The organism is Aequorivita sublithincola DSM 14238 (assembly GCF_000265385.1).
Taxonomy (GTDB): domain Bacteria; phylum Bacteroidota; class Bacteroidia; order Flavobacteriales; family Flavobacteriaceae; genus Aequorivita; species Aequorivita sublithincola.
In genome coordinates, this window is record NC_018013.1 from 1,526,563 (window position 1) to 1,547,301 (window position 20,739).

Here is a 20,739-nt window from a genome sequence, read left to right on the forward strand (position 1 = left end):
TCTCATAATATGACGGTTAAGAATGAGTTGATTTTTTAAAGATAAGCTAAAAACTATAAAAGCTATATTGAATTTTTTCTGTTTTAATCGAAATGCTTTTAGTAAAATATAAAAACCCCTAAGAAAATAATTTTCAGAGGGGTTTTTAAAAGAGTTTATTTTTTACTTAAGCAATCCGCTCATTAGCAGAAGCTTCCTTCGCTTTCATCTTTTTAATCTCCTTCATTCTGCGTTTTTTTCTGAATTTAATCTTCGCGCGATTCACCAAATAGAACATTACTGGAACCACGATTAATGTTAGGAACGTGGCGAACACCAATCCGAAGATTACCGTCCAAGCTAAAGGACCCCAGAAAATAACGTTGTCCCCACCTATATAAATATTTGGACTGTAATCTGTAAACAAGCCGAAGAAGTCAATGTTTAGACCAATAGCCAGCGGAATAAGTCCTAAAACCGTGGTGATCGCCGTAAGTAACACAGGACGCAAACGGGATCTTCCACCTGCAACAATGATTTCGAAGAACTGTTTTTTGGTAAGCATTTGGTCTTCGTCCATTTGAAGGTCGTCCATCTTTCGGTCTATCAAAATCTGGGTATAATCTATCAAAACAATTGCGTTGTTTACTACAATTCCCGCGAGCGAAATGATACCCATCATCGTCATAATAATCACGAAATCCATCTGGAAAACAACTAGACCGAGGAATACTCCCGCCAAACTCAAAACCACAGACGTTAAAATAATAACCGGTTTTGAAAGCGAGTTAAACTGCGCCACCAAAATCAACAAGATTCCGCCTAAGGCAAAGAATAGTGCCATTAAAAGGAAACTCATGTTGTCTGCTTGCTCTTCTTGTTCGCCTGTAAACGCAAGGTTTATGTCTTTTGGAAGTTCGTAATTCTGCAATTCAGTTTTGAGGTCTGTTACAATTTCCGTTGGGTTGTAACCGCCAATAACGTTGGAATAAACTGTGATGGTTCTCTTTAAATCTTTTCTTTTTATAGAACTGAAAGAAGAAGTGTTCTTTTTCGAAACCATTGCAGAAATTGGTATTTGCACAATTTTTCCTTGGTTATTTCTGAAAGTAATTGGTTGGTTGAAAAGCGCACTTTCGTCATAACGAGATTTTTCGGAGAGACGTACGTTGATTTCATAATCGTCATCATTTTCTTTATAAGTAGATACTTCTTCACCAAAAATAGCGCGACGCAACGTTTGTCCAATCTGTCCTGTTGATATGCCCAACTGACCAGCTTTTTGGCGGTCCACGGTCACATCCATTTCGGGTTTACTTTTGTTTACGTCTATTTTGAGTTCTTCAATTCCGCTTACTCCCAAACTTTCAATATACGAACGTAGATTTTCAGCTTCGCGAAGCATATCTCCATAGTTTTCGCCACTCAATTCAATGTTAATTGGGTAACCAACTGGAGGTCCGGCTGCATCTTTTTCAACAATAATGGAAGCTCCGGGAAATCCTTTTACAGACTCACGAACTTCTTCCATAACATCACTACTTTTCACGCCACGACGCAATTGGTAGTCGCGCATAGACAGTGTTATTTTCCCCTTTTGAGGCATATCGTTGCTCTGGCCACCATCTGTTTGCGGGTTTCCGGCACCTTGACCTACCTGCGAAATCGCAGATTCTACCATATAATTATAACCGTTGTCGTCATATTTCTTTATGGCATCAAAAACCCTTTTTTCAACTTGTTTCGTAAGTGTGTTGGTCTTTTCAATATCGGTTCCTTGCGGATATTCTATGTAAGTGATAATCTGGTTTGGCTCGTTTTCAGGGAAGAAAAGCACTTTTGGCTGTGCAATTCCTACAAGAACGAAAGACAAGATTAAAAGCGCAATGGTTCCGAAGAAAAACACGTAGGCTTTTCTTCCGCTTAACGCGTATGTTAGGATTTTTTCATAGAAATTCTCTAGCTTTTTAAGCGATTTGTATTGAAAATAATCAACAGCACCGGCCAATACATATTTATAAAGCCAAAGCATACCCGCTGAAAGTATCGCCAAGTTTCCGAAGCCTCTAAAGGCAGCAATATCCATTACATAACCAGCAACTAAAAGCAGAGCTCCAACACCGATAAGGATTAAACTCCAACGGATTAATTTCTTTTTGGTCATGGATTCTTCTTCCGTTTTCATAAATTCGGAAGTAAGCATAGAGTTGATAATCAGGGCCACAAAAAGCGATGACGAAAGCACGACCGAAAGTGTAATTGGGAAATAAATCATGAACTTACCAATCATTCCAGGCCATAGACCAAGCGGGAAAAACGCCGCAAGTGTAGTTGCTGTTGAAGCAATAATAGGCCATGCAATTTCGCCCATACCTTGTTTTGCGGCTTTTCTTGGCGACATACCTTCGCTCATCAAAGTATATACGTTTTCAACCACCACAATCCCGTTGTCTACCAGCATTCCTAGACCCATTACTAGGCCGAAAAGCACCATCGTGTTTAGCGTAAAGCCCAATGAAGAAAGTATAAACAGCGACATTAACATGGAAAGTGGAATGGCGAAACCAACAAAAAGTGCGTTTCTAAAACCAAGAAAAAACATAAGTACAATAACTACGAGTAAAACACCAAAAATGATGTTGTTTACCAAATCATTCACTTGGTTTTCGGTTTTTATGGATTGGTCGTTAGAGAGACTTACGTGAAGACTTGAAGGCAAATAATTTTCCTGTTCCTCTTTAAGAAGCTCCTTAATTTGCTCCACGGCCTCAATCATGTTTTTACCGGCACGCTTTTTTATATCTAGCATTACAACGGGTTCACCGTATTCACGAGCGTAGGTTGTGGCGTCTTTTTCTTGAAATTTAATTTCGGCGATGTCTTTTAGGAAAATAATACCGTCGTCTTTTTTAACGACTACATTTTCCAACTCCTTTGGATCTTGGATTTCACCCGTTATTCTGATGTTTTTCTGAACACCGTTTGTAATAATATTTCCGCCAGAAATAGTGCTGTTTTCGCCTTTTATTGCGTTTATGATATTATCAAAACTAACCTGCGAAGCGGTCATTTTGTAGATATCTACCGCAATTTCAACCTCTTTTTCTTCAGCGCCGCGAATGGTGGCTTCCTTTATTTGTGGAAGTAATTCAATTTTATCTTGAAGATATTCTCCATACTCTTTCAATTGTTGAACGGGGTAATCGCCTGTTAAATTGATATTCAGAATAGGGAATTCTTCCGAAAAATTTAAGTCAAAAGCATTCGGCTCTACTTTACCGCCATTGGTTAAAATGGGCCAAGTAGCTTCCGCTTTTACAAGGTCTATCTTGTCTTTAACGGATTGTTTCGCGACGGGAATTTCAACATTTTCTTCAAATTCAACAATGATAATTGAGTAATCTTGAAGCGTAGTTGAGGTTATTTCCTTTACGCCAGCAATGTCTTTAAATTCTTCCTCTAAAGGTTCGGTAATGAATTTTTCAACATCTTCGGCAGAGTTTCCAGGGTTTACGGAACTCACGTAAATTTTGGTCTCAATGATCTCTGGAAATGCCTCTCGCGGCATACTGTAATAGGCAAAAGCACCCAAAAACAGGATGATAGCCATAATTACATAAACCGTCATTTTATTGTCAATGGCCCAAGACGAAATGCTAAATTCTTTGTACGGATTTTTGCTCATTGTGTATTGGGTTTATTAGTTTTTGATGGTTACTTTTTGGCCATCGCGAAGAGTTTTTGCACCCTCCTTAATAATGGTATCGCCTTTTTTAAGGCCTGATTTTACTTCTGTATGGTTTTCATAAGAAAGCCCCGTTTCAATAATAACACGCTTTGCGATGCCTATTGAATCATTTACAGGTTGATATAAGTAGGCGATGGTTTCACCTGCCGCATTTTCCTGTAAAATATTTTCTGGAACGGTAATGGCGTTTTCGGCGCTGTAATCGTTCACTTTTACTGTTGCGATAAGGTTTGGTTTTACTAAACCGTCTTTATTAGGAATTTCAACTTGAATATCAAAACTTCTATTGTTCGGGTTAATGTAATTGCTCACTTGGCGTACCGTGCCAGTGAATTCCTCATTAATGGAAGCTAGGTTTACTTTTACCTTCGTGCCTTTTTTAATATTTCTAAGATAGTTTTCTGGAATAGATGCTTTCACATACATATCGCTCAAATTAACTAAACGTATAATTGGCGTTTGGCCTGGACTAACCACTTGTCCTGGATCTGCGATAATTTCGTCAATTATACCACTGAAGGGAGCTGTAATAACTGTTTTTCCTAATTGAGAACGCATTTGTTGGGTTGCATTTTTTGCAGCTTCGTAATTTGTTTTAGCTTGAAGAAATTGAATTTCGGAACCTATTTTTTGGTTCCAAAGTTTTTCCTGACGCTCAAAAGTGGTTTTAGCCAAAGCTAATTGAGCCTCTTGCTGCGCCACTTGGCTAGACATTCCGCCATCGTCAATTTTTGCCAATCGCTGCCCTCTTGAAACACGCTGCCCTTCCTTAACATATACACTTATTAATACTCCTGAATACTCAGCGTTTAAAACTACGTTTTGATTTGTTTCAACATTTCCCTGAACTTCTACGTAATGTTTAAAGATGGTATCTTTTATAACTTCTGCAGTAATAAGGACCGGACGTTCCTTTTTTTCGTGAGAATCTATGTACTCATTCAGTTTGTCAATATCTGTTTTTAGATCGCGTTGCTGTTTATTTAGTTCAGCACGTTTAGCTTTTACTGAAGCCATATCGTTGGAACTGATAATTGCATCAACAGATTTATTATCACCTCCGCAAGAAATCAGTGTGATGATTGTTATTAATATTAGGAGTAATTTTTTCATTGTGGATTTATTTAGTCTTTATGGTTGATGATTTTTTAGAATTTACCCTTAATTTCTTCCGAAGTAATTCGCAACTGTGGGATATTAAGCACCGTTTCAAGATTTGCTTTTTCATTGATTACTTGAAGCATCGCCTGAAAATACTGTTGCTGAGCTGAATATAGTTGCGTTTGCGCTTGGCGTAAATCAAAACTTGTTGAAAGCCCTTCCGTAAATTTTATTTGATTTTTGTTTTCAATTCGTTCTGCCAAAGCAATATTTTTCTTCGAGTTTTCATAATTATCGATTGCGAATTGATAATTGCTTTGAGCCGTCGTTAAATCTAGTTTTATTTGCTGTTCGGTTTGCTCTAGGTCTGTTTTTGCTTGGTCTAAAGCGATGCGAGTTCTTTGATTGGCAGCGCTTCGCATTCCACTACTGAAAATAGGAACATTAAGACTAACACCAAAAACAGAAGATTGATACCAAATTTGATCGCCGTTAAAAAAAGTGAAATCTTCGCTATTTGCTGAGGTTCCATAATTGACAAAGGCAGAAAGCCTTGGAAATGCTTTGCTTTTTTCAAGTCTGTTTTCAAAATAACGTTGCTCCACAAGGTTATTCGCTATTTTATAATCTACGTTTTTCTCAACGTTTAGTGAATCGTTTAAAAGCGCTAAACTTATGTTTGCATCTGTCAATTTATCCAAATCGTCCGTTAAGGTTACGGGAGTTTCAACGTCAATTCCTAATGCGAGGTTGAACATTTGTTTTGCAATTGCTTGGCTTCTTCGAGCGTTGTTTAGCTGCGTTTCAACATCTAAAAGCGTTATTTCCAGTTGTTCAACGCTTTCTTCTTCGGTTAGACCGTTTTCAAAAATCTTTCTGGTTTCATATAGGTTTTTTTCAAGATTGGTTTTGTTCTTTTCAAAAATATCTATCAATTGCTGCGCTAATAAAACACTGCCATAACCATTGATAACTCCTTTTCGAACCTCCAAACGTGTTTTTTCGTTGGCATTTTCTGAAAATCTTAGAAATGCTTTTGCTGCTTTTAAGCCAACTAAATAACTTCCGTCAAAAATTAGTTGATTTAAAGTTGCAACGGCGTTTGCGTTTTGTTTTGTTCCAAAGGTAATCGGGACGAAAGTGCCGGGCTCGCCTCCGCCAAACTCTGCAGGAATGAGCGATACGGGTTGCTTCAAATTATTGTTATAACTGATGTTACCATCAATCTGCGGAAGACCTTGAGCCGTGGTTTCCCACTTTTGTTTGATGGCTTTTGCAATGTCTCGTCTCGCATTAATTGAAGTGTAATTACTGTCTAGAGCAAAAGTTACAGCTTCTTCCAAATTGAAACTATAGGCTTTTTTCTCCTGCGAAAAACCCATCGCGGAAAAAAGTAAGAAGCTGAAAATTAAGAGATTTTTAGTCATTGGTTTGATGTTCTTTGATGAATTTTTTTAAGGTGGTTAGCCCTTTTTCGGTAACAATACCTCGCAGATGATATTCTAGATATTCTTCTGTAAGATATTTTGACGAATAACTTTCAGGAGGAAATAGCTTTTGATCTTTAATGCTGGTGATACCCAAAAAATAAAGCCGACCAATAAAGTCTGGGTTTAGATTACTTCTGTAAAGTCCTTGTGCAATACCTCTTTCAATGTTTTTTTTGGTACACTCCATCATTTTTTCAAATTGACCTTGATGGAGTTTTCGGCTAATTTCTGGGTAATACCTTTGAAGTTGATACTGAGGTGAAGATTGGTCGTCTTCAAGTTTGCGCATTATGAAAGTTTTAATATCGAAAAGTTCTTCAATTGGGTTTTGCTCTAATGCACAAATTTCATCTATACCACTCGTTATATTATCCATTACACAAAATGTGCAGTCTTTCACTAAAGCGGTTTTGTTTTTGAAATGTGTATAGATGGTTTTTTTTGAAATGGCCATCTCTTGGGCAATCTCGTCCATTGTAACACTCTTAAAACCAAACTTTAAGAAGAGTTCTGATGCTTTCAGAATAATTTTTTCTTTCATAATAGGGTGCAAATATATGTCACGGAAACTTTTAAAACAAAAAAAGTTTCCAAAGTTTTATTTTTTAACATAACACTAACAATCTTGCTATTTTTCGACTTTAAAACGTGGGCTTTTGTCTTGCTTGTTTTACTTTAGCCGAAAATTTTATGTCGATGGATTTTTTGAAAAAATATAATGTAGAGCTTCATCAATATCTTGAAAAGGCTGTTGCTCAAAAAGAACCGAACCAGCTTTATGATCCTATAAAGTATATCCTTTCTTTGGGAGGCAAAAGAATTCGCCCCAAGCTTACCTTAATGATTTGTGATTTTTTTGGAACTGATTTTAAAAAGGCAATGAACGCAGCGTTGGCTGTGGAGCTTTTTCATAATTTTTCGCTCATTCATGATGACATTATGGATAATGCCCCCTTGCGAAGAGGAAAAGTAACTGTTCATGAAAAATGGGACGTAAACACCGCAATACTTTCTGGTGATGCGATGCTAATTTTAGCCTATCAATTTTTTGAAAGCTACGAACCCAAAATGTTTCAGGAATTAGCGAAGCTTTTCAGCGAGACCGCTTTACAAGTTTGCGAAGGTCAACAACACGATATGGATTTTGAAACCCGTGATGATGTTATATTGGGGGAATACATTAACATGATAGGCCAAAAAACCGCCGTACTTCTTGGTGCTGCTATGAAAATGGGCGCTATTGTTGCCGAAGCTTCAAAGCGCGATAAGGAAATAATCTATCTTTTTGGAGAAAATTTAGGTATTGCGTTTCAGTTACAGGATGACTATTTAGATGTCTTCGGAAATCCTGAAACCTTCGGAAAACAGGTTGGTGGCGATATTATTTCGAATAAAAAAACCATTCTTTATATATTGGCAATAAATTCAAGTACACAAGCCCAAGCGGAGGAACTTGAGCATCTTTTCAGCATAAGTCCTAAAGATGCAACAGATAAAATTGCAACGGTTAAGGAGATTTTTATTGCTTCCGGAGCAGCCAACGCAACACAATCAAAAATTGAAGAATATAGTAATTTTGCATACGCACTTTTAGATGAAATCACTATTTCCGAAGAAAAGAAGCAGCTACTTCGCAATTTTGGAAATGATTTGATGCAGCGAAACGTTTAAAAATACACTCTCACAAAAGGAGCGAAAGCGCTAGCGTATATGCTTTCATCCTGATCAAAAAGTACATCGTAACGAATGCCAATAGTAAAATTAGCACTACGGAAACCTACACCAAGAAAAAGAGCAGGATACCAATAGCTTTCGGTTACATCTGGGCTTCCATTAAATTTATATTTTCGGTTTACATTCAGTTCTTCAAATTCTCCAGAAAGTTGAATTTGCGGAATTATATTGTATAGAGCAAGCACGCTTCCTCCTAAAATAGTTGCGTTGGCATCGTTTTTAAAACTTGCGTACGTTCCGTTTAAAGCCACTCCCGCAGCGAACTGTTCGTTAAATTGATAAATAGCGCTGGGTGCAAGTGTTCCGCTAAAATAACCGTCTCCAAAGTTCAGGCCTATTCCTCCGCCAAACCTTAGGTGTTCCCAAAAGTCATATTGCTTCTCTTGGCTAAAGCTTTTGGCTAAACCAAGAAACAGCAGCAATAAAAGAAATATGCCAAAATGCCTGTTTTTAGTCATTTTCGTTGGGAATACTTTAAGAAGTATAAGCTATAAATATATAAAATCGAGCTGGATTGTTTTAGGTAATTATTGTATTTTTGTACCGTTTTATCAAAAAGACCCATTTGTATATTTATCATGGATAAATTTTCATTCTTAAACGCGGTTCACCCATCTTATATCGCGGAACTTTACGAAAAATATTTACAATACCCAGATAGCGTTGAACCCAGTTGGAGAGCATTTTTTCAAGGTTTCGATTTTGGATCAGAGAATAGTGCCCAAGAATTTTTTGGCATTGCTGAACCAGGAGAAACGCCGCAATATGACGTTGGCGCAATTTGCGCGGATGTTATAAAAGAGTTTCAGGTTGTAAGATTAATTGATGGTTACAGGACTCGTGGCCATCTCTTTACGAAAACCAACCCAGTGCGGGATCGCAGAAAGTATGAGCCAACCTTAGCTATAGAAAACTTTGGGCTTAACCAGCACGATCTAAAAGCTACTTTTAGAGCAGGTGAAATCTTGGGAATTGGAGATACAACGCTGGAAGAAATAATTAAACACCTAGAAAGCATTTATTGCGATTCCATCGGGATTGAATATATGTACATCCGGAAACCGAACGAAATTCAATGGATTCAGCAAAAACTGAATGTGAATGATAATCAGCCTAATTTTTCTCCAGAACACAAGAAACATATTCTAAAAAAACTCAATGAAGCTGTGTCTTTTGAGAGTTTTCTTCATACTAAATACGTTGGTCAAAAACGTTTCTCTCTTGAAGGAGGCGAAAGTTTAATTCCAGCATTAGATTCTCTTATTGAAAATGCAGCCGAAAAAGGTGTTGAAGAATTTGTAATGGGAATGGCCCACCGAGGTCGTTTAAGCACGCTTACAAATATCTTCGGGAAGAGCGCAAAAGATATTTTCAGTGAATTTGATGGTAAGGATTATGCGCAGGATATATTTGATGGCGACGTAAAATATCACTTAGGTTGGACTTCAAAACGTAAAACCGAATCTGGCAAAGAAATTAATCTAAACATAGCGCCAAATCCTTCACATTTGGAGACTGTTGGAGCAGTAGTTCAAGGTATTGCTCGCGCAAAACAGGACGATCATCACAAAAACAATCCGAATAAAGTATTGCCAATTATTGTTCATGGCGATGCGGCAATCGCGGGTCAGGGAATTGTGTATGAAATTGTGCAAATGGCAAACTTAGACGGCTATACAACTCAAGGAACCATTCATATAGTAGTGAATAACCAGATAGGTTTCACCACAAATTATTTGGATGCGCGTTCTTCAATTTATTGTACCGATGTTGGAAAAGTAACGCTTTCACCAATACTTCACGTAAATGCAGATGATGTTGAAGCCGTGGTTCATGCAATGAATTTTGCTTTGGATTTCCGCATGGAATTTGGGCGTGACGTTTTCATAGACCTTCTAGGTTATAGAAAATACGGTCATAACGAAGGCGATGAACCTCGTTTTACGCAACCAAAACTCTATAAGGCAATTGCAAAACATGACAATCCGCGCGATATTTATGCTGAAAAGCTAATTGCTGAAGGCATCATTGAAAAAGGTTATACAGACAAGCTTGAACAAGAATACAAAGACAAGCTAGAAGAAAATCTTGAGGATTCCAGAAAAGAAGACAAAACCACCATCACTCCGTTTATGAAGGATGAGTGGGAAGGTTATGACTATGCCGAAGAAGATAAAATGATGAAAATGGTCAATACAAAATTTGACCTAAAGAAACTTGACGAAATAGCCACAGCAATTACACAATTACCAAAGGATAAAAAATTCCTTAAAAAAATTGCTAGGCTTATCGAGGCAAGACACCAAATGTATTTCGAAGACAACAAACTTGATTGGGCAATGGGCGAATTGCTTGCCTACGGAACACTTTTAAAAGAAGGTCACGATGTGCGTATGAGCGGTCAAGATGTGGAGCGCGGAACTTTTTCGCACCGTCACGCTGTTATAAAAGTAGAAGACAGTGAAGAAGAAGTAGTTCTCCTAAACAACCTACAAGGCGACCAAGGGCAATTCTATATTTTTAATTCATTGCTTTCAGAATACGGAGTGGTTGGTTTTGATTATGGTTATTCAATGGCAAGTCCAAACTCTTTGACTCTTTGGGAAGCGCAGTTTGGAGATTTCAGTAACGGAGCGCAGATAATGATAGATCAATATATTTCTGCAGCCGAAGATAAATGGAAACTTCAAAATGGTTTGGTAATGTTGTTGCCGCACGGTTACGAAGGTCAGGGCGCAGAGCATTCTTCAGCAAGAATGGAGCGTTATCTTCAGCTTTGTGCTACAGATAATATGTTTGTGGCAGACGTTACAACACCAGCCAACCTTTTTCATCTTTTTAGGAGACAGATGAAAGTTGATTATCGCAAACCACTGATTGTATTCACTCCAAAAAGTTTACTTCGCCATCCAAAAGTAGTTTCTACCAAAGAAGAATTTGCAAACGGAAGTTTCCAAATGCTTATTGATGATGCCGAAGCGAAAGTTGCAAAAGTGAAAACATTGGTTTTCGTTTCTGGTAAGTTCTATTATGATTTGATTGAAAAGAGAGAGGAACTAAAAAGAGACGATGTTGCTTTTGTGCGCGTTGAGCAGTTATTTCCGTTGCCAACAGATGCAATGAAGAAGATTATTAAAAAATATAAAAATGCTGATGATTTGGTTTGGGCACAAGAAGAGCCTAAAAATATGGGAGCCTATTCACACATTATGATGCATTTTGAAGAAGCAAGAGATTTCAGAGTTTGCAGCAGAAAAATGTACGCAGCACCTGCGGCAGGAAGCACCGTTCGTTCCAAAGCAAGACACGCCAAGGTGATTGAAAATGTTTTTGATAAAGATATGGATTAAAAACCCCCAACCGTAGAGACGCACGGCCGTGCGTCTAACACGAAAAGACGTCTAACACAAACGTACGTTTAAAACGAACGGGCAATAAAAAAAATATGAATTTCAAAATTGAAATTTCAAAAAATAAAAATAAAAAATAGCAACCAAAGGTTGCAATAAACAATAGGATTATGGCATTAGAAATGAAAGTCCCGTCTCCGGGAGAATCCATCACCGAAGTTGAAATAGCGTCTTGGTTAGTAAAAGATGGCGATTATGTTGAGAAAGACCAAGCAATTGCTGAAGTAGATAGCGATAAAGCAACCCTAGAACTTCCAGCAGAAGCTAGTGGAATCATAACTTTAAAAGCTGAAGAAGGCGATGTTGTTGCCGTGGGCGAAGTAGTTTGCGTTATTGATACAGATGCCAAAAAACCAGGCGGCGATGATTCTTCAGAAAAAGCCGAAGAAAAACCTAAAGAGAAGAATGAGGAAGAAGCTCCCAAAAAAGCTGAAGCCAAAACACAAACTCCTTCAAAATCTTCAACTCCAAATCAGGAGCAGGATAAAAAAACGTATGCCACAGGTACACCTTCACCAGCCGCAAAGAAAATTCTTGATGAAAAGGGAGTGTCTTCAAAAGAAGTAAAAGGTAGTGGTCGCGATGGTCGTATAACAAAAGACGATGCCGCAAACGCAACTCCTTCAATGGGAACTCCAGGAAATGGTAGTCGCGGTAGTGAACGCAAAAAACTTTCTATGCTTCGTAGAAAAGTCGCTGAACGTTTAGTTTCTGCAAAAAATGAAACTGCGATGCTTACTACTTTTAATGAAGTAAATATGACCGCCATTTTTGAATTGAGAAGTCAATACAAAGAACAATTTAAAGAAAAACACGGTGTTGGTCTTGGTTTTATGTCTTTCTTCACCTTAGCTGTAGTTCGCGCGTTGGAACTTTATCCAGATGTAAACTCTATGATTGATGGAGATTATATGATTACTTATGACTTTAAAGACATTTCTATTGCTGTTTCTGGACCGAAAGGTTTGATGGTTCCTGTAATTCGAAATGCTGAAAACCTAAGCTTTAGAGGGGTTGAGGATGAAGTGAAACGTCTAGCAATAAGAGCTCGCGACGGACAAATTACCGTTGATGAAATGACTGGAGGAACCTTTACAATTTCCAATGGAGGTGTTTTCGGAAGTATGCTTTCAACACCAATTATAAACCCGCCACAATCTGCAATTTTAGGAATGCACAATATTGTGGAGCGCGCAATTGTACGTGATGGTGGGATTGTTGTCGCGCCTGTGATGTATGTTGCATTGTCTTATGACCACAGAATTATTGATGGTCGGGAGTCTGTTGGATTCTTGGTTGCAATCAAGGAAGCGCTTGAAAGTCCAGAAGAATTATTGATGAATAACAATGTTAAACGCGCATTAGAGCTGTAACAAATCCAAGAAATCAGAGCGAAAAATCCAACCTATAAAGCCGGATTTTTCTGTTTAGTTATTAAAATCTTCTCAATGAAAATTAATAATTTGTATCAGATTGAGTAAAAGGACTAAAACTACTGAAATAGTTAAAATTACAAACACCACCTTATTTGATATAGTGCCAATTTGGAAATAACCTGTTTCTTCCTGCGTATAAAATGGATTTTTCATTCTGTAAAGTTCCGTTTTTATATAGATATATAAAATACGTAGTAACACGTAATTTTTTCACAATCAATTTGCTGGGAGATAAGTGCAAGCGGTGTTTGTCTCTTGCAATTTTTATCGAGCTTCAAAACATTTTGACAATTTTTACTTTATAAAAGCTTCTCATTATGCTCTTTGGCCCAAATAAGTAGACTATTTGTTTTGGGTTCTAATTTAAGTTTGGTTATGATATTACTTCTGTGTTTTTCTACCGTTCTGTATGAAATGAAAAGTTGAGAGGCAATTTCTCTATTGGTCTTGTCTTTCGCAATTAATTTCAAAATCTTTTTCTCAGAAGGAGTAAGTAGGGTGAGGTTGTTTACGTCTTCCGAACTTTCCCCAATAAGCTCTTTTATTTTTTCACTGAAAAAAGGAATACCTTCAGAAACTGTTTTTATACATATCTCAATTTCCTCTAAGGCGAATTCTTTCAAAATATATCCGAAAATATTGAGTTCTTGTGCCTTTTTATAAAGATCTTTTTCTTTATGAAGCGTTATCAAAACGATTTTAGTTTCTAGATTTTGATTTTTGCACTTTTGCGCAATTTCAATCCCAGACATAAATGGCATCTGAATATCTAAAATTGCGATTTCAGGTTTTTTCTTCGCAATAAGATTATAAGCTTCTCTTCCGTCTGAACCACTTCCTATAAGATTGTAGTTTTTTTCAATCAAAAAGTCGCTAAGACCCTTCAGTAGTAACGGATGGTCGTCTGCAATAATAATAGAAGGTGATGGTGTATTGTTGCTCATAATGGAAATTGAAATTCTAGTACTGTTCCGCTGTCTTTTTTAGAAGTTACTTTCATCTGGCCCTTCAAAAATTTGGTGCGTTCCAAAAGTGTTTTTAGGCCTAAGGATTTTACATCTTGATATTTTTCAGTAAAGTCAAAACCAACGCCATTGTCCCGAATGGATATAAAAATAGTGTTGGTGAATCTTTTTACTGAAACCTTACCGGCTTCTGCCTGAGCGTGTTTCAAGATATTACTAAGACTTTCTTGAATGATTCTATAAATATTTACTTCATCTTCTTTTGAAAAAACATTATCTATATTGTCAATTTCGGCAGAAATGAAAAGCACGGTGTTTTCATCTATCAGGTTTATCGTATTTTCTATAGCTTTAGTTATACCGAGCTCCTGAAGCTGAAAAGGATGCAAATCGCGCGAAATAGCTCGCACTTCTTCTATAGTGTTATCTACCATCTTCTTGGTGTCGTTGTCGCCACTGGTCATTAGCTTGTTTTTAATCACCAATAATTGCTGGCCAATACCATCGTGTAGATCTTTGGAAATTCTTCTACGCTCGTTTTCTTGTGAAATAAGCAGTTTTTGGCTGAATTTTTCCTGAAGTATTTTATGGTTTTTTAAATATCTCTGATTTCGATACAATAAAACCAGTCCAAACCCAAAAAGGATAGCAATACCACCAAAAAGCAAGGCATTTTTAAAACCTGCATTGTCTTTTTCTAGAAGACTTATATTTGTGTTTTTTTCTACTAGTTCTTTTTCCTTCTTTTCGGTTTCGTAAAGTGTTTGATAATATGCAAGGGCATTTGCGGTGCTACGATTATAAATGGAATCCTTGACTTTATTCGATGCCTGGCTACTTTGAATGCTTTTTTTATAGTCTTCCAGGTCAAAATATAGTTCGGCCAGAAATGAGTGAGAGCTCATAATTTCATCTTCCAGTCCTAAATTTTGCGCTATGCTCAGTTTTTTCTGTGCAAGTTCTAGAGCTTCTTCATATTTGCCTGTAGTTTGCAAATATTTTGCCTTTCCACCTAAAAAGTTGAGTTCTGCAGGAGGGTTTCCAGATAAATCATAATCTAGCTGAGCTATAAGTTCTAGATGTTTTTTTGCTTCAATAACTTGGTTATGTTCGCAGTAATATTCAATCAACCGAGAATGGATACCAATAAAAGTGGAAAGTGAGGATTCGTTCTTAATGTAACTTTTTTCTGCTTTGAGTAATGATTTATATTCCAAATTCCGCTCCCCCATTTTTTTGTAGTCTAGGGCTTGGTTGTAATATTCATTCGATAGAAATTTGTCCAATTTCAGAGCTTTCATCTTCATAATCAGTGCTGCGCGTTCCTCTTTTGCCTTTTCATAAAAACCGTTCATGCTGAACATGCTTATTATGCCTTGCTGCGCAAAAACCATATAATCATACTCTTTTTTGGCTTCATACTTGGAGTATGCTGTCTTATAATCTATTCCTGCCAAAACAAATTTTCCAATATTTGAATAGGCTTGCCCTCTAAACAAATAGGCATCTGCAATTTTCAAGCTATCTTTTTTCGAAAAATTTTCAAGCGCCATATTGTAGTCTTCAATAGCTTTTTTGAAATCTACTTTAGCGTTGGCCTTTCCTCGTTTTATGTATAGGCCACCAAGCAAAGAACTATCCTTTATTTTATATCTACGTGCAAGAACGCTGTTAATTATGGTAATGGCGTTAAGTGGATCGTTGGCATAGTTGGTGAGCGGAATCTGAAGTTTTATTGCTTTTTTGGCGGCGTATTCAATACTGTCCATCTCTTGTGCTAACGCGATATATTGGATGCTATAATTAATGAATGCGTTGCTGTCCGTATAATACGTTCTGGCCAACAAACTGTCCAGAACCGTGAGTTTTTCTAACTTGTTTTTGGTTATGGCCAACTTGTCTTCATAGTGTTGAATATCTTGACAATACCCAGAAATAGGAGAAAGGGCAATTATAAAATGGATAATTACTATTTTTTTCAACACGAATCAATTCTTACAGAAGTAGATAAAAGTACTTAAATTATTGTGAATAAGCCTGTTCAAAAATATTCTATTTAATGTAGATGCAATTTCTACCGTAATCAATAACGGTTCTATGTTGTTTTAAAAAATCTGCGCCAATTATACCGTGCACGGGGCCCACATTCACCTGTTGCAGCGCTTCGTTAACATGCGAAAGATCAAAAAGAACAAAATCCATATTTTTTATCGCCCAATTTTTTATTGCGAATTCATTTTTTCGAGACAGCATGGTTTCCATATTTATCGCGCCAGCTCCTGCGGCTTTAATTAGACTTTCTTCACTAATCAATTTAAAATACTGACTATCTGTAAAACCCACGCAACTTGTGGAAGCACCCGTATCTAGTATAAAATCGCCCGAAACGCTATTAATTTTTGCTGAAAAAAGATAATGCCCAGTGGCGAGTTTTTTAAGAGGGATCCGATAAAAGCCTTGGTCTTCAAGAAATTTGCGTAATTGCATCAATTTTTTTGTGTAAAGATAGCAAACAAAATAAGTAGCTTTGTGCTATGTTAATAGATACACATACTCATCTTTATAGTGATGCTTTTGCCGAAGATCGCTCGCAAATGATGCAAAGAGCCTTTGATCATGGCATAAAACGATTTTTCATTCCTGCAATTGATTCTACTTATACGGAAGCAATGTACTCTTTAGAAAAAGAATATCCAAAGCATGTTTTTTTGATGATGGGACTGCATCCAACTTCTGTGAAAGATAATTTTGAAGAAGAATTAACACACGTTGAAACGCAGTTTGCAGATCGGAATTTTTATGCCGTTGGCGAAATTGGAATCGATTTATATTGGGATAAATCTACTTTAGAAATTCAGAAAATAGCCTTTAAACGACAAATCCAATTGGCGAAAAAGCACAAACTTCCCATTGTTATCCATTGCCGCGATGCTTTTGATGAAATTTTTGAAGTCCTTGAAACTGAAAAAAGTGATGATCTCTTCGGGATTTTTCATTGTTTCACCGGAACTTTTGAGCAGGCAGAAAAGGCGATTTCATATAATATGAAACTTGGCATTGGTGGGGTGGTTACTTTTAAAAATGGAAAGATTGATACTTTTATGAATCAAATTCCACTAAAGCATATCGTTTTAGAAACCGATTCGCCTTATCTTGCTCCAGCTCCTTTCCGCGGCAAGCGAAATGAAAGCAGTTATCTTTCGTTAGTTTGTAAAAAACTTTCAGAGATTTATGAAGTTTCGGAGGAAGAGATTGCCAGAATAACTACTGAAAACTCTAAAGAGGTTTTCAAAATTTAAATATCAAGCGTCAAATTCTGTTGCGTGCTAGATTATGGAATTTCAATTATTTGAAATTTCATTCAATAAAAAGTGAATATCAATATGAAAACCAAACCAAACATACTCCTTATATACACCGGTGGAACCATCGGAATGATTAAGGATTTTGAAACTGGCGCCTTGCGCAATTTCAATTTTGATGAATTGTTAAACCACATTCCAGAGCTCAAACTTTTGGATTGCATCATAACCACCAAAACCTTCCCAAAGCCAATAGATAGTTCCAATATGAACACAAAATATTGGGTGGAAATAGCGACTATTATTGAAGAAAATTATGAAGAAATGGACGGTTTTGTAGTTCTACATGGCAGTGATACTATGAGCTATACCGCTTCAGCCTTAAGTTTTATGTTAGAAAATTTGAGCAAACCCGTAATATTTACAGGTTCTCAACTTCCCATTGGCGATTTACGTACTGATGCAAAAGAAAACTTGATTACTTCAATCCAAATTGCATCACTTCAAGAAAAAGGAGTTTCAAAAATTGCTGAAGTTTGCCTTTATTTTGAATACAAATTGTATCGCGCCAACCGAACAACTAAAATTAACGCTGAGCATTTTGAAGCTTTTGCATCGCTCAATTACCCTGACCTAGTGCAAAGTGGTGTGCATTTAGTAGTAAACAACGAGGCACTTTACAGACCAAACCGAAGAAAAAAACTAAAAGTCCACAAGGCTTTAGAAAGTAATATCCTTTTAGTAAAAATGTTTCCTGGTATTGATGAAGCAACCGTTAACTATCTTTTCGAATACCCAGAAATGGAAGGTTTAGTGATTGAAACATACGGAAGCGGGAATGTAACCAATGCGGACTGGTTTATAAATTCACTTAAAAAAGTAATAAAAAAAGGTATTCCCGTAATAAATGTGACCCAATGTTCTGGTGGAAGTGTAAATATGGGACTATATGAAACCAGCACGACATTGAAAAAAATTGGTGTTATAAGCGGAAAAGACGTTACAACAGAAGCCGCTTTAGCAAAATTGATGTATTTATTGGGACAAAAAATTTCGGCTAACAGCTTCAAAACCATATTTGAAACCTCTTTGAGAGGAGAAATGCAATAAATAAACCTTCGAAATTATTTTATAGCGTTGATTTTTTTTTGATATTTGGCACTCGTTTCACAGAAATATCATTTCCGACCATAATACGGATTGCATTTTCTCAGAATATTTGAAATAATTTTTTGGCTTTATATACTGCGAAAGCTTCTTCTCCCTTTAGAGTCGGGGTTAAAACTTTAAAAGGCAAAGAAAATAGAGAGGTGGCCGAGCGGTCGAAGGCGCACGCCTGGAAAGCGTGTATACGCCAAAAGCGTATCGAGGGTTCGAATCCCTTCCTCTCTGCGAATGCAATTTTTGCATAATAAATTTGTCAAAGCTTGCTTCAGCAGATTTATGAAGAGAAAAATGTAGGCAGCAAAAGTTGCTGTAATGGAATGTATTTCCAGCATAACCTTTCGAGATTAGCTTAACTAATCCAATATCGGACTATGTTCTTTAAAAAAAATAGAAAATGTAAAAGACACGTTTTTAACGTTTTTCAAAAGAAAATAGTCTTACTTTTCTGTTCAAATTAATATTCTTGCAGATTAACTAAATTATTTTATATCTTTAAACCCTTAACTAAAATCAAACTTTAAGTCGATAGCAATGAAAAAATTATTTTCTATTATGGCAGTTGCCGCAATCGTTTTTGTAGGCACGTTAAACGCGAACGCCGCAACAGCGCAAACTATGCCAACCAGTTCGCAAGCTCTAATTTCAGCAGCTACATTTACTATTATTCAAGATGAGCCGGCACCGGCCACAGAACCTGAAAAAGGATTTCACCAAGAATTGAAAGAACGTTTCGTTGAAGGTGGACCTGCATTCATGGGGATTGTACTATTGTGTTTAATTCTTGGATTGGCTATTGCTATTGAAAGAATTATTTACCTTAATCTTTCTACCACAAACACTCAAAAATTGGCTCAGGATGTAGAAGACGCTTTAAACAGTGGTGGTATTGAAGCTGCCAAAGAAGTTTGTAGAAACACAAAAGGTCCAGTTGCCTCCATCTATTATCAAGGTCTTGACCGTGCCCACGAAGGTATTGACATTGCTGAAAAAGCAGTTGTTGCTTACGGAGGTGTGCAGATGGGACAATTAGAAAAGAACGTTTCTTGGATATCACTTTTCATCGCATTGGCTCCTATGCTTGGTTTCATGGGTACAGTAATCGGGATGATTATTGCCTTTGATAAAATTCAGGCAGCGGGTGATATGAACCCTTCTCTTGTGGCAGGTGGTATTAAAGTAGCACTTTTAACAACCGTATTCGGTTTGATCGTGGCTATTATACTTCAAATTTTCTATAATTATATTATCGCTAAGATTGATAGTATCGTTAACAGTATGGAAGATGCTTCTATCACTTTGATCGACATGTTGTTCGACTACAAAACAAAAAACAAAATCTAAACAAACCTTAAGATGGCATTACATAAAATTTTAAAAATAGTAGCATTGCTTCTAAGCGTTGCAGGAGTTATTTTTCTTGCAATGATCATCTCAAAAGGTGATGTTGAAGTTACTGCAACAGGCGCCGGAGTAGATGGGTTCTTGTATGTTGCTTATATCATATTAGGGCTAACCGTACTTTTCGTTCTGTTTTTTGTACTGAAAGGATTAGCTGCGGGAAACATAAAGAATACCTTGATTTCCATAGGAGCTTTTTTACTAATAGTAGTTATATCTTACGTTTTGGCAGACGGAAACCCAATGCAAATTGGTGAAGAAGTACTATCTGCTAGCGGCTCAAAATGGGTAGGAACAGGATTGTACACATTCTATATATTAGCGGTCATAGCCATTGGATCAATGGTTTTCAGCGGAATTAAAAAAGTAACAAAATAATGGCAAGACGAGCAACACCCGAAGTAAACGCAGGGTCGATGGCTGACATCGCTTTCCTATTGCTTATCTTTTTCTTGGTAACAACTACCATAGAAAAGGATAAAGGAATCGCGAGACAGTTACCACCTAAGGAAGATGTTGTAGACCCGCCAAAGATTAAAGAAAAAAACTTGTTTATAGTTAATGTAAACAGGAGCGATCAATTATTGGTTGAAGAAAAATTGATGGAGCTTAAAGACCTTCGTCAAGCCGCAATCGCTTTTCTTGATAACGGTGGCGCACCTTCTGGAAGCCCAGAATATTGCAACTATTGCAAAGGTAAGCGAAATGCAGATTCGTCTGATAATCCCGATAAGGCTGTTATCTCTGTACAGAATGACAGGCTTACTTCTTATAAAATGTACATTGCTGTCCAAAATGAATTGGTGGGAGCGTATAATGATTTAAGAGATAGGGAGGCTCAAAGACTGTATGGTTGGAAGTTTACTGATAAAAGCAAAGATCTGGATGAAGGAAAGATAAAAGGAGAAGCAGCTAAAGAAGCACTTCAGGCAAAACTGGAGTCAATACAAAAACTTTTTCCTCTGAAACTTTCTGAAGCAGAACCTAAAAAATCTGGATCATAACAATT

At 37.0% G+C, this 20,739-nt stretch carries 16 protein-coding genes and 1 tRNA gene; 9 read left to right on the forward strand and 8 right to left on the reverse strand.

Annotated features, from left to right (window positions below; translation table 11 throughout):
* Window positions 1-166: 166 nt before the first annotated feature.
* The 4 genes from AEQSU_RS07075 to AEQSU_RS07090 are packed head-to-tail and all read right to left on the reverse strand — an operon-like array spanning window position 167 to window position 6,859.
* Window positions 167-3,664 carry an efflux RND transporter permease subunit gene (locus AEQSU_RS07075; protein WP_014782179.1) on the reverse strand — a complete coding sequence of 1,166 codons (3,498 nt, stop codon included), beginning with the start codon at window positions 3,662-3,664 and terminating at the stop codon, window positions 167-169.
* Window positions 3,665-3,679: 15 nt separating this feature from the next.
* Entirely contained in the window at window positions 3,680-4,840 is a 1,161-nt protein-coding gene (locus AEQSU_RS07080; protein ID WP_014782180.1) for an efflux RND transporter periplasmic adaptor subunit, read from the reverse strand.
* A 35-nt stretch (window positions 4,841-4,875) separates the two neighbouring features.
* Entirely contained in the window at window positions 4,876-6,255 is a 1,380-nt protein-coding gene (locus AEQSU_RS07085) for a TolC family protein (RefSeq protein ID WP_014782181.1), read from the reverse strand.
* Complete coding sequence (locus AEQSU_RS07090; protein ID WP_014782182.1) at window positions 6,248-6,859, reverse strand: TetR/AcrR family transcriptional regulator; 612 nt, start codon at window positions 6,857-6,859, stop codon at window positions 6,248-6,250. Before AEQSU_RS07090 ends, AEQSU_RS07085 begins: the two co-directional genes overlap by 8 nt.
* Before the next feature lie 155 nt (window positions 6,860-7,014).
* On the opposite strand from AEQSU_RS07090, the gene AEQSU_RS07095 reads away from it, so the two are divergent.
* Window positions 7,015-7,989: a polyprenyl synthetase family protein gene (locus AEQSU_RS07095; protein ID WP_014782183.1), complete on the forward strand. Its 975-nt coding sequence runs from the start codon at window positions 7,015-7,017 to the stop codon at window positions 7,987-7,989.
* Here the strand turns inward: AEQSU_RS07095 and AEQSU_RS07100 are convergent.
* Complete coding sequence (locus AEQSU_RS07100; RefSeq protein WP_014782184.1) at window positions 7,986-8,510, reverse strand: hypothetical protein; 525 nt, start codon at window positions 8,508-8,510, stop codon at window positions 7,986-7,988. The genes AEQSU_RS07095 and AEQSU_RS07100 overlap by 4 nt on opposite strands.
* Window positions 8,511-8,630: 120 nt before the next feature.
* Here AEQSU_RS07100 and AEQSU_RS07105 point away from each other — a divergent pair, with 120 nt between their 5' ends.
* Window positions 8,631-11,402, forward strand: coding sequence for a 2-oxoglutarate dehydrogenase E1 component (locus tag AEQSU_RS07105; RefSeq protein ID WP_014782185.1), 2,772 nt, complete (start codon window positions 8,631-8,633; stop codon window positions 11,400-11,402).
* Window positions 11,403-11,572: 170 nt separating this feature from the next.
* Window positions 11,573-12,835: a 2-oxoglutarate dehydrogenase complex dihydrolipoyllysine-residue succinyltransferase gene (gene odhB, locus AEQSU_RS07110; RefSeq protein ID WP_014782186.1), complete on the forward strand. Its 1,263-nt coding sequence runs from the start codon at window positions 11,573-11,575 to the stop codon at window positions 12,833-12,835.
* Window positions 12,836-13,197: 362 nt separating this feature from the next.
* On the opposite strand, the gene AEQSU_RS07115 is transcribed toward odhB, so the two are convergent.
* From AEQSU_RS07115 to AEQSU_RS07125, 3 genes are all read right to left on the reverse strand, one after another.
* Window positions 13,198-13,842: a response regulator gene (locus AEQSU_RS07115; protein WP_014782188.1), complete on the reverse strand. Its 645-nt coding sequence runs from the start codon at window positions 13,840-13,842 to the stop codon at window positions 13,198-13,200.
* Window positions 13,839-15,845, reverse strand: a complete 2,007-nt coding sequence (locus AEQSU_RS07120; RefSeq protein WP_014782189.1) for a tetratricopeptide repeat-containing sensor histidine kinase — start codon at window positions 15,843-15,845, stop codon at window positions 13,839-13,841. Before AEQSU_RS07120 ends, AEQSU_RS07115 begins: the two co-directional genes overlap by 4 nt.
* Before the next feature lie 70 nt (window positions 15,846-15,915).
* Window positions 15,916-16,350 carry a retropepsin-like aspartic protease family protein gene (locus AEQSU_RS07125; protein WP_014782190.1) on the reverse strand — a complete coding sequence of 145 codons (435 nt, stop codon included), beginning with the start codon at window positions 16,348-16,350 and terminating at the stop codon, window positions 15,916-15,918.
* Window positions 16,351-16,397: 47 nt separating this feature from the next.
* Here AEQSU_RS07125 and AEQSU_RS07130 point away from each other — a divergent pair, with 47 nt between their 5' ends.
* The 6 genes from AEQSU_RS07130 to AEQSU_RS07155 all read left to right on the forward strand — a co-directional run bounded on the left by AEQSU_RS07130 (window position 16,398) and on the right by AEQSU_RS07155 (window position 20,734).
* A complete protein-coding gene (locus tag AEQSU_RS07130; protein ID WP_014782191.1) occupies window positions 16,398-17,162 on the forward strand; it encodes a TatD family hydrolase in 765 nt (254 codons plus the stop codon).
* Between the two features lie 84 nt (window positions 17,163-17,246).
* Window positions 17,247-18,275 carry an asparaginase gene (locus AEQSU_RS07135; RefSeq protein WP_014782192.1) on the forward strand — a complete coding sequence of 343 codons (1,029 nt, stop codon included), beginning with the start codon at window positions 17,247-17,249 and terminating at the stop codon, window positions 18,273-18,275.
* Between the two features lie 194 nt (window positions 18,276-18,469).
* A tRNA-Ser gene (locus AEQSU_RS07140) sits at window positions 18,470-18,557 on the forward strand.
* A gap of 306 nt (window positions 18,558-18,863) precedes the next feature.
* Entirely contained in the window at window positions 18,864-19,673 is an 810-nt protein-coding gene (locus tag AEQSU_RS07145; RefSeq protein WP_014782193.1) for a MotA/TolQ/ExbB proton channel family protein, read from the forward strand.
* A gap of 12 nt (window positions 19,674-19,685) precedes the next feature.
* Window positions 19,686-20,108, forward strand: coding sequence for a membrane protein (locus AEQSU_RS07150; RefSeq protein WP_014782194.1), 423 nt, complete (start codon window positions 19,686-19,688; stop codon window positions 20,106-20,108).
* Entirely contained in the window at window positions 20,108-20,734 is a 627-nt protein-coding gene (locus tag AEQSU_RS07155; RefSeq protein ID WP_014782195.1) for an ExbD/TolR family protein, read from the forward strand. The genes AEQSU_RS07150 and AEQSU_RS07155 overlap by 1 nt, the downstream gene beginning before the upstream one ends.
* Window positions 20,735-20,739 lie beyond the last annotated feature (5 nt).

Bases quoted from the DNA above. Each gene is read 5' to 3' on its own strand.
- AEQSU_RS07145 (WP_014782193.1), top strand. From the start codon at position 18,864: ATGAAAAAATTATTTTCTATTATGGCAGTTGCCGCAATCGTTTTTGTA.
- AEQSU_RS07095 (WP_014782183.1), top strand. From the start codon at position 7,015: ATGGATTTTTTGAAAAAATATAATGTAGAGCTTCATCAATATCTTGAA.
- AEQSU_RS07080 (WP_014782180.1), bottom strand. From the start codon at position 4,840: ATGAAAAAATTACTCCTAATATTAATAACAATCATCACACTGATTTCT.
- AEQSU_RS07100 (WP_014782184.1), bottom strand. From the start codon at position 8,510: ATGACTAAAAACAGGCATTTTGGCATATTTCTTTTATTGCTGCTGTTT.
- AEQSU_RS07130 (WP_014782191.1), top strand. From the start codon at position 16,398: ATGTTAATAGATACACATACTCATCTTTATAGTGATGCTTTTGCCGAA.
- odhB (WP_014782186.1), top strand. From the start codon at position 11,573: ATGGCATTAGAAATGAAAGTCCCGTCTCCGGGAGAATCCATCACCGAA.
- AEQSU_RS07105 (WP_014782185.1), top strand. From the start codon at position 8,631: ATGGATAAATTTTCATTCTTAAACGCGGTTCACCCATCTTATATCGCG.
- AEQSU_RS07155 (WP_014782195.1), top strand. From the start codon at position 20,108: ATGGCAAGACGAGCAACACCCGAAGTAAACGCAGGGTCGATGGCTGAC.
- AEQSU_RS07135 (WP_014782192.1), top strand. From the start codon at position 17,247: ATGAAAACCAAACCAAACATACTCCTTATATACACCGGTGGAACCATC.
- AEQSU_RS07115 (WP_014782188.1), bottom strand. From the start codon at position 13,842: ATGAGCAACAATACACCATCACCTTCTATTATTATTGCAGACGACCAT.
- AEQSU_RS07085 (WP_014782181.1), bottom strand. From the start codon at position 6,255: ATGACTAAAAATCTCTTAATTTTCAGCTTCTTACTTTTTTCCGCGATG.
- AEQSU_RS07125 (WP_014782190.1), bottom strand. From the start codon at position 16,350: ATGCAATTACGCAAATTTCTTGAAGACCAAGGCTTTTATCGGATCCCT.
- AEQSU_RS07075 (WP_014782179.1), bottom strand. From the start codon at position 3,664: ATGAGCAAAAATCCGTACAAAGAATTTAGCATTTCGTCTTGGGCCATT.
- AEQSU_RS07090 (WP_014782182.1), bottom strand. From the start codon at position 6,859: ATGAAAGAAAAAATTATTCTGAAAGCATCAGAACTCTTCTTAAAGTTT.
- AEQSU_RS07150 (WP_014782194.1), top strand. From the start codon at position 19,686: ATGGCATTACATAAAATTTTAAAAATAGTAGCATTGCTTCTAAGCGTT.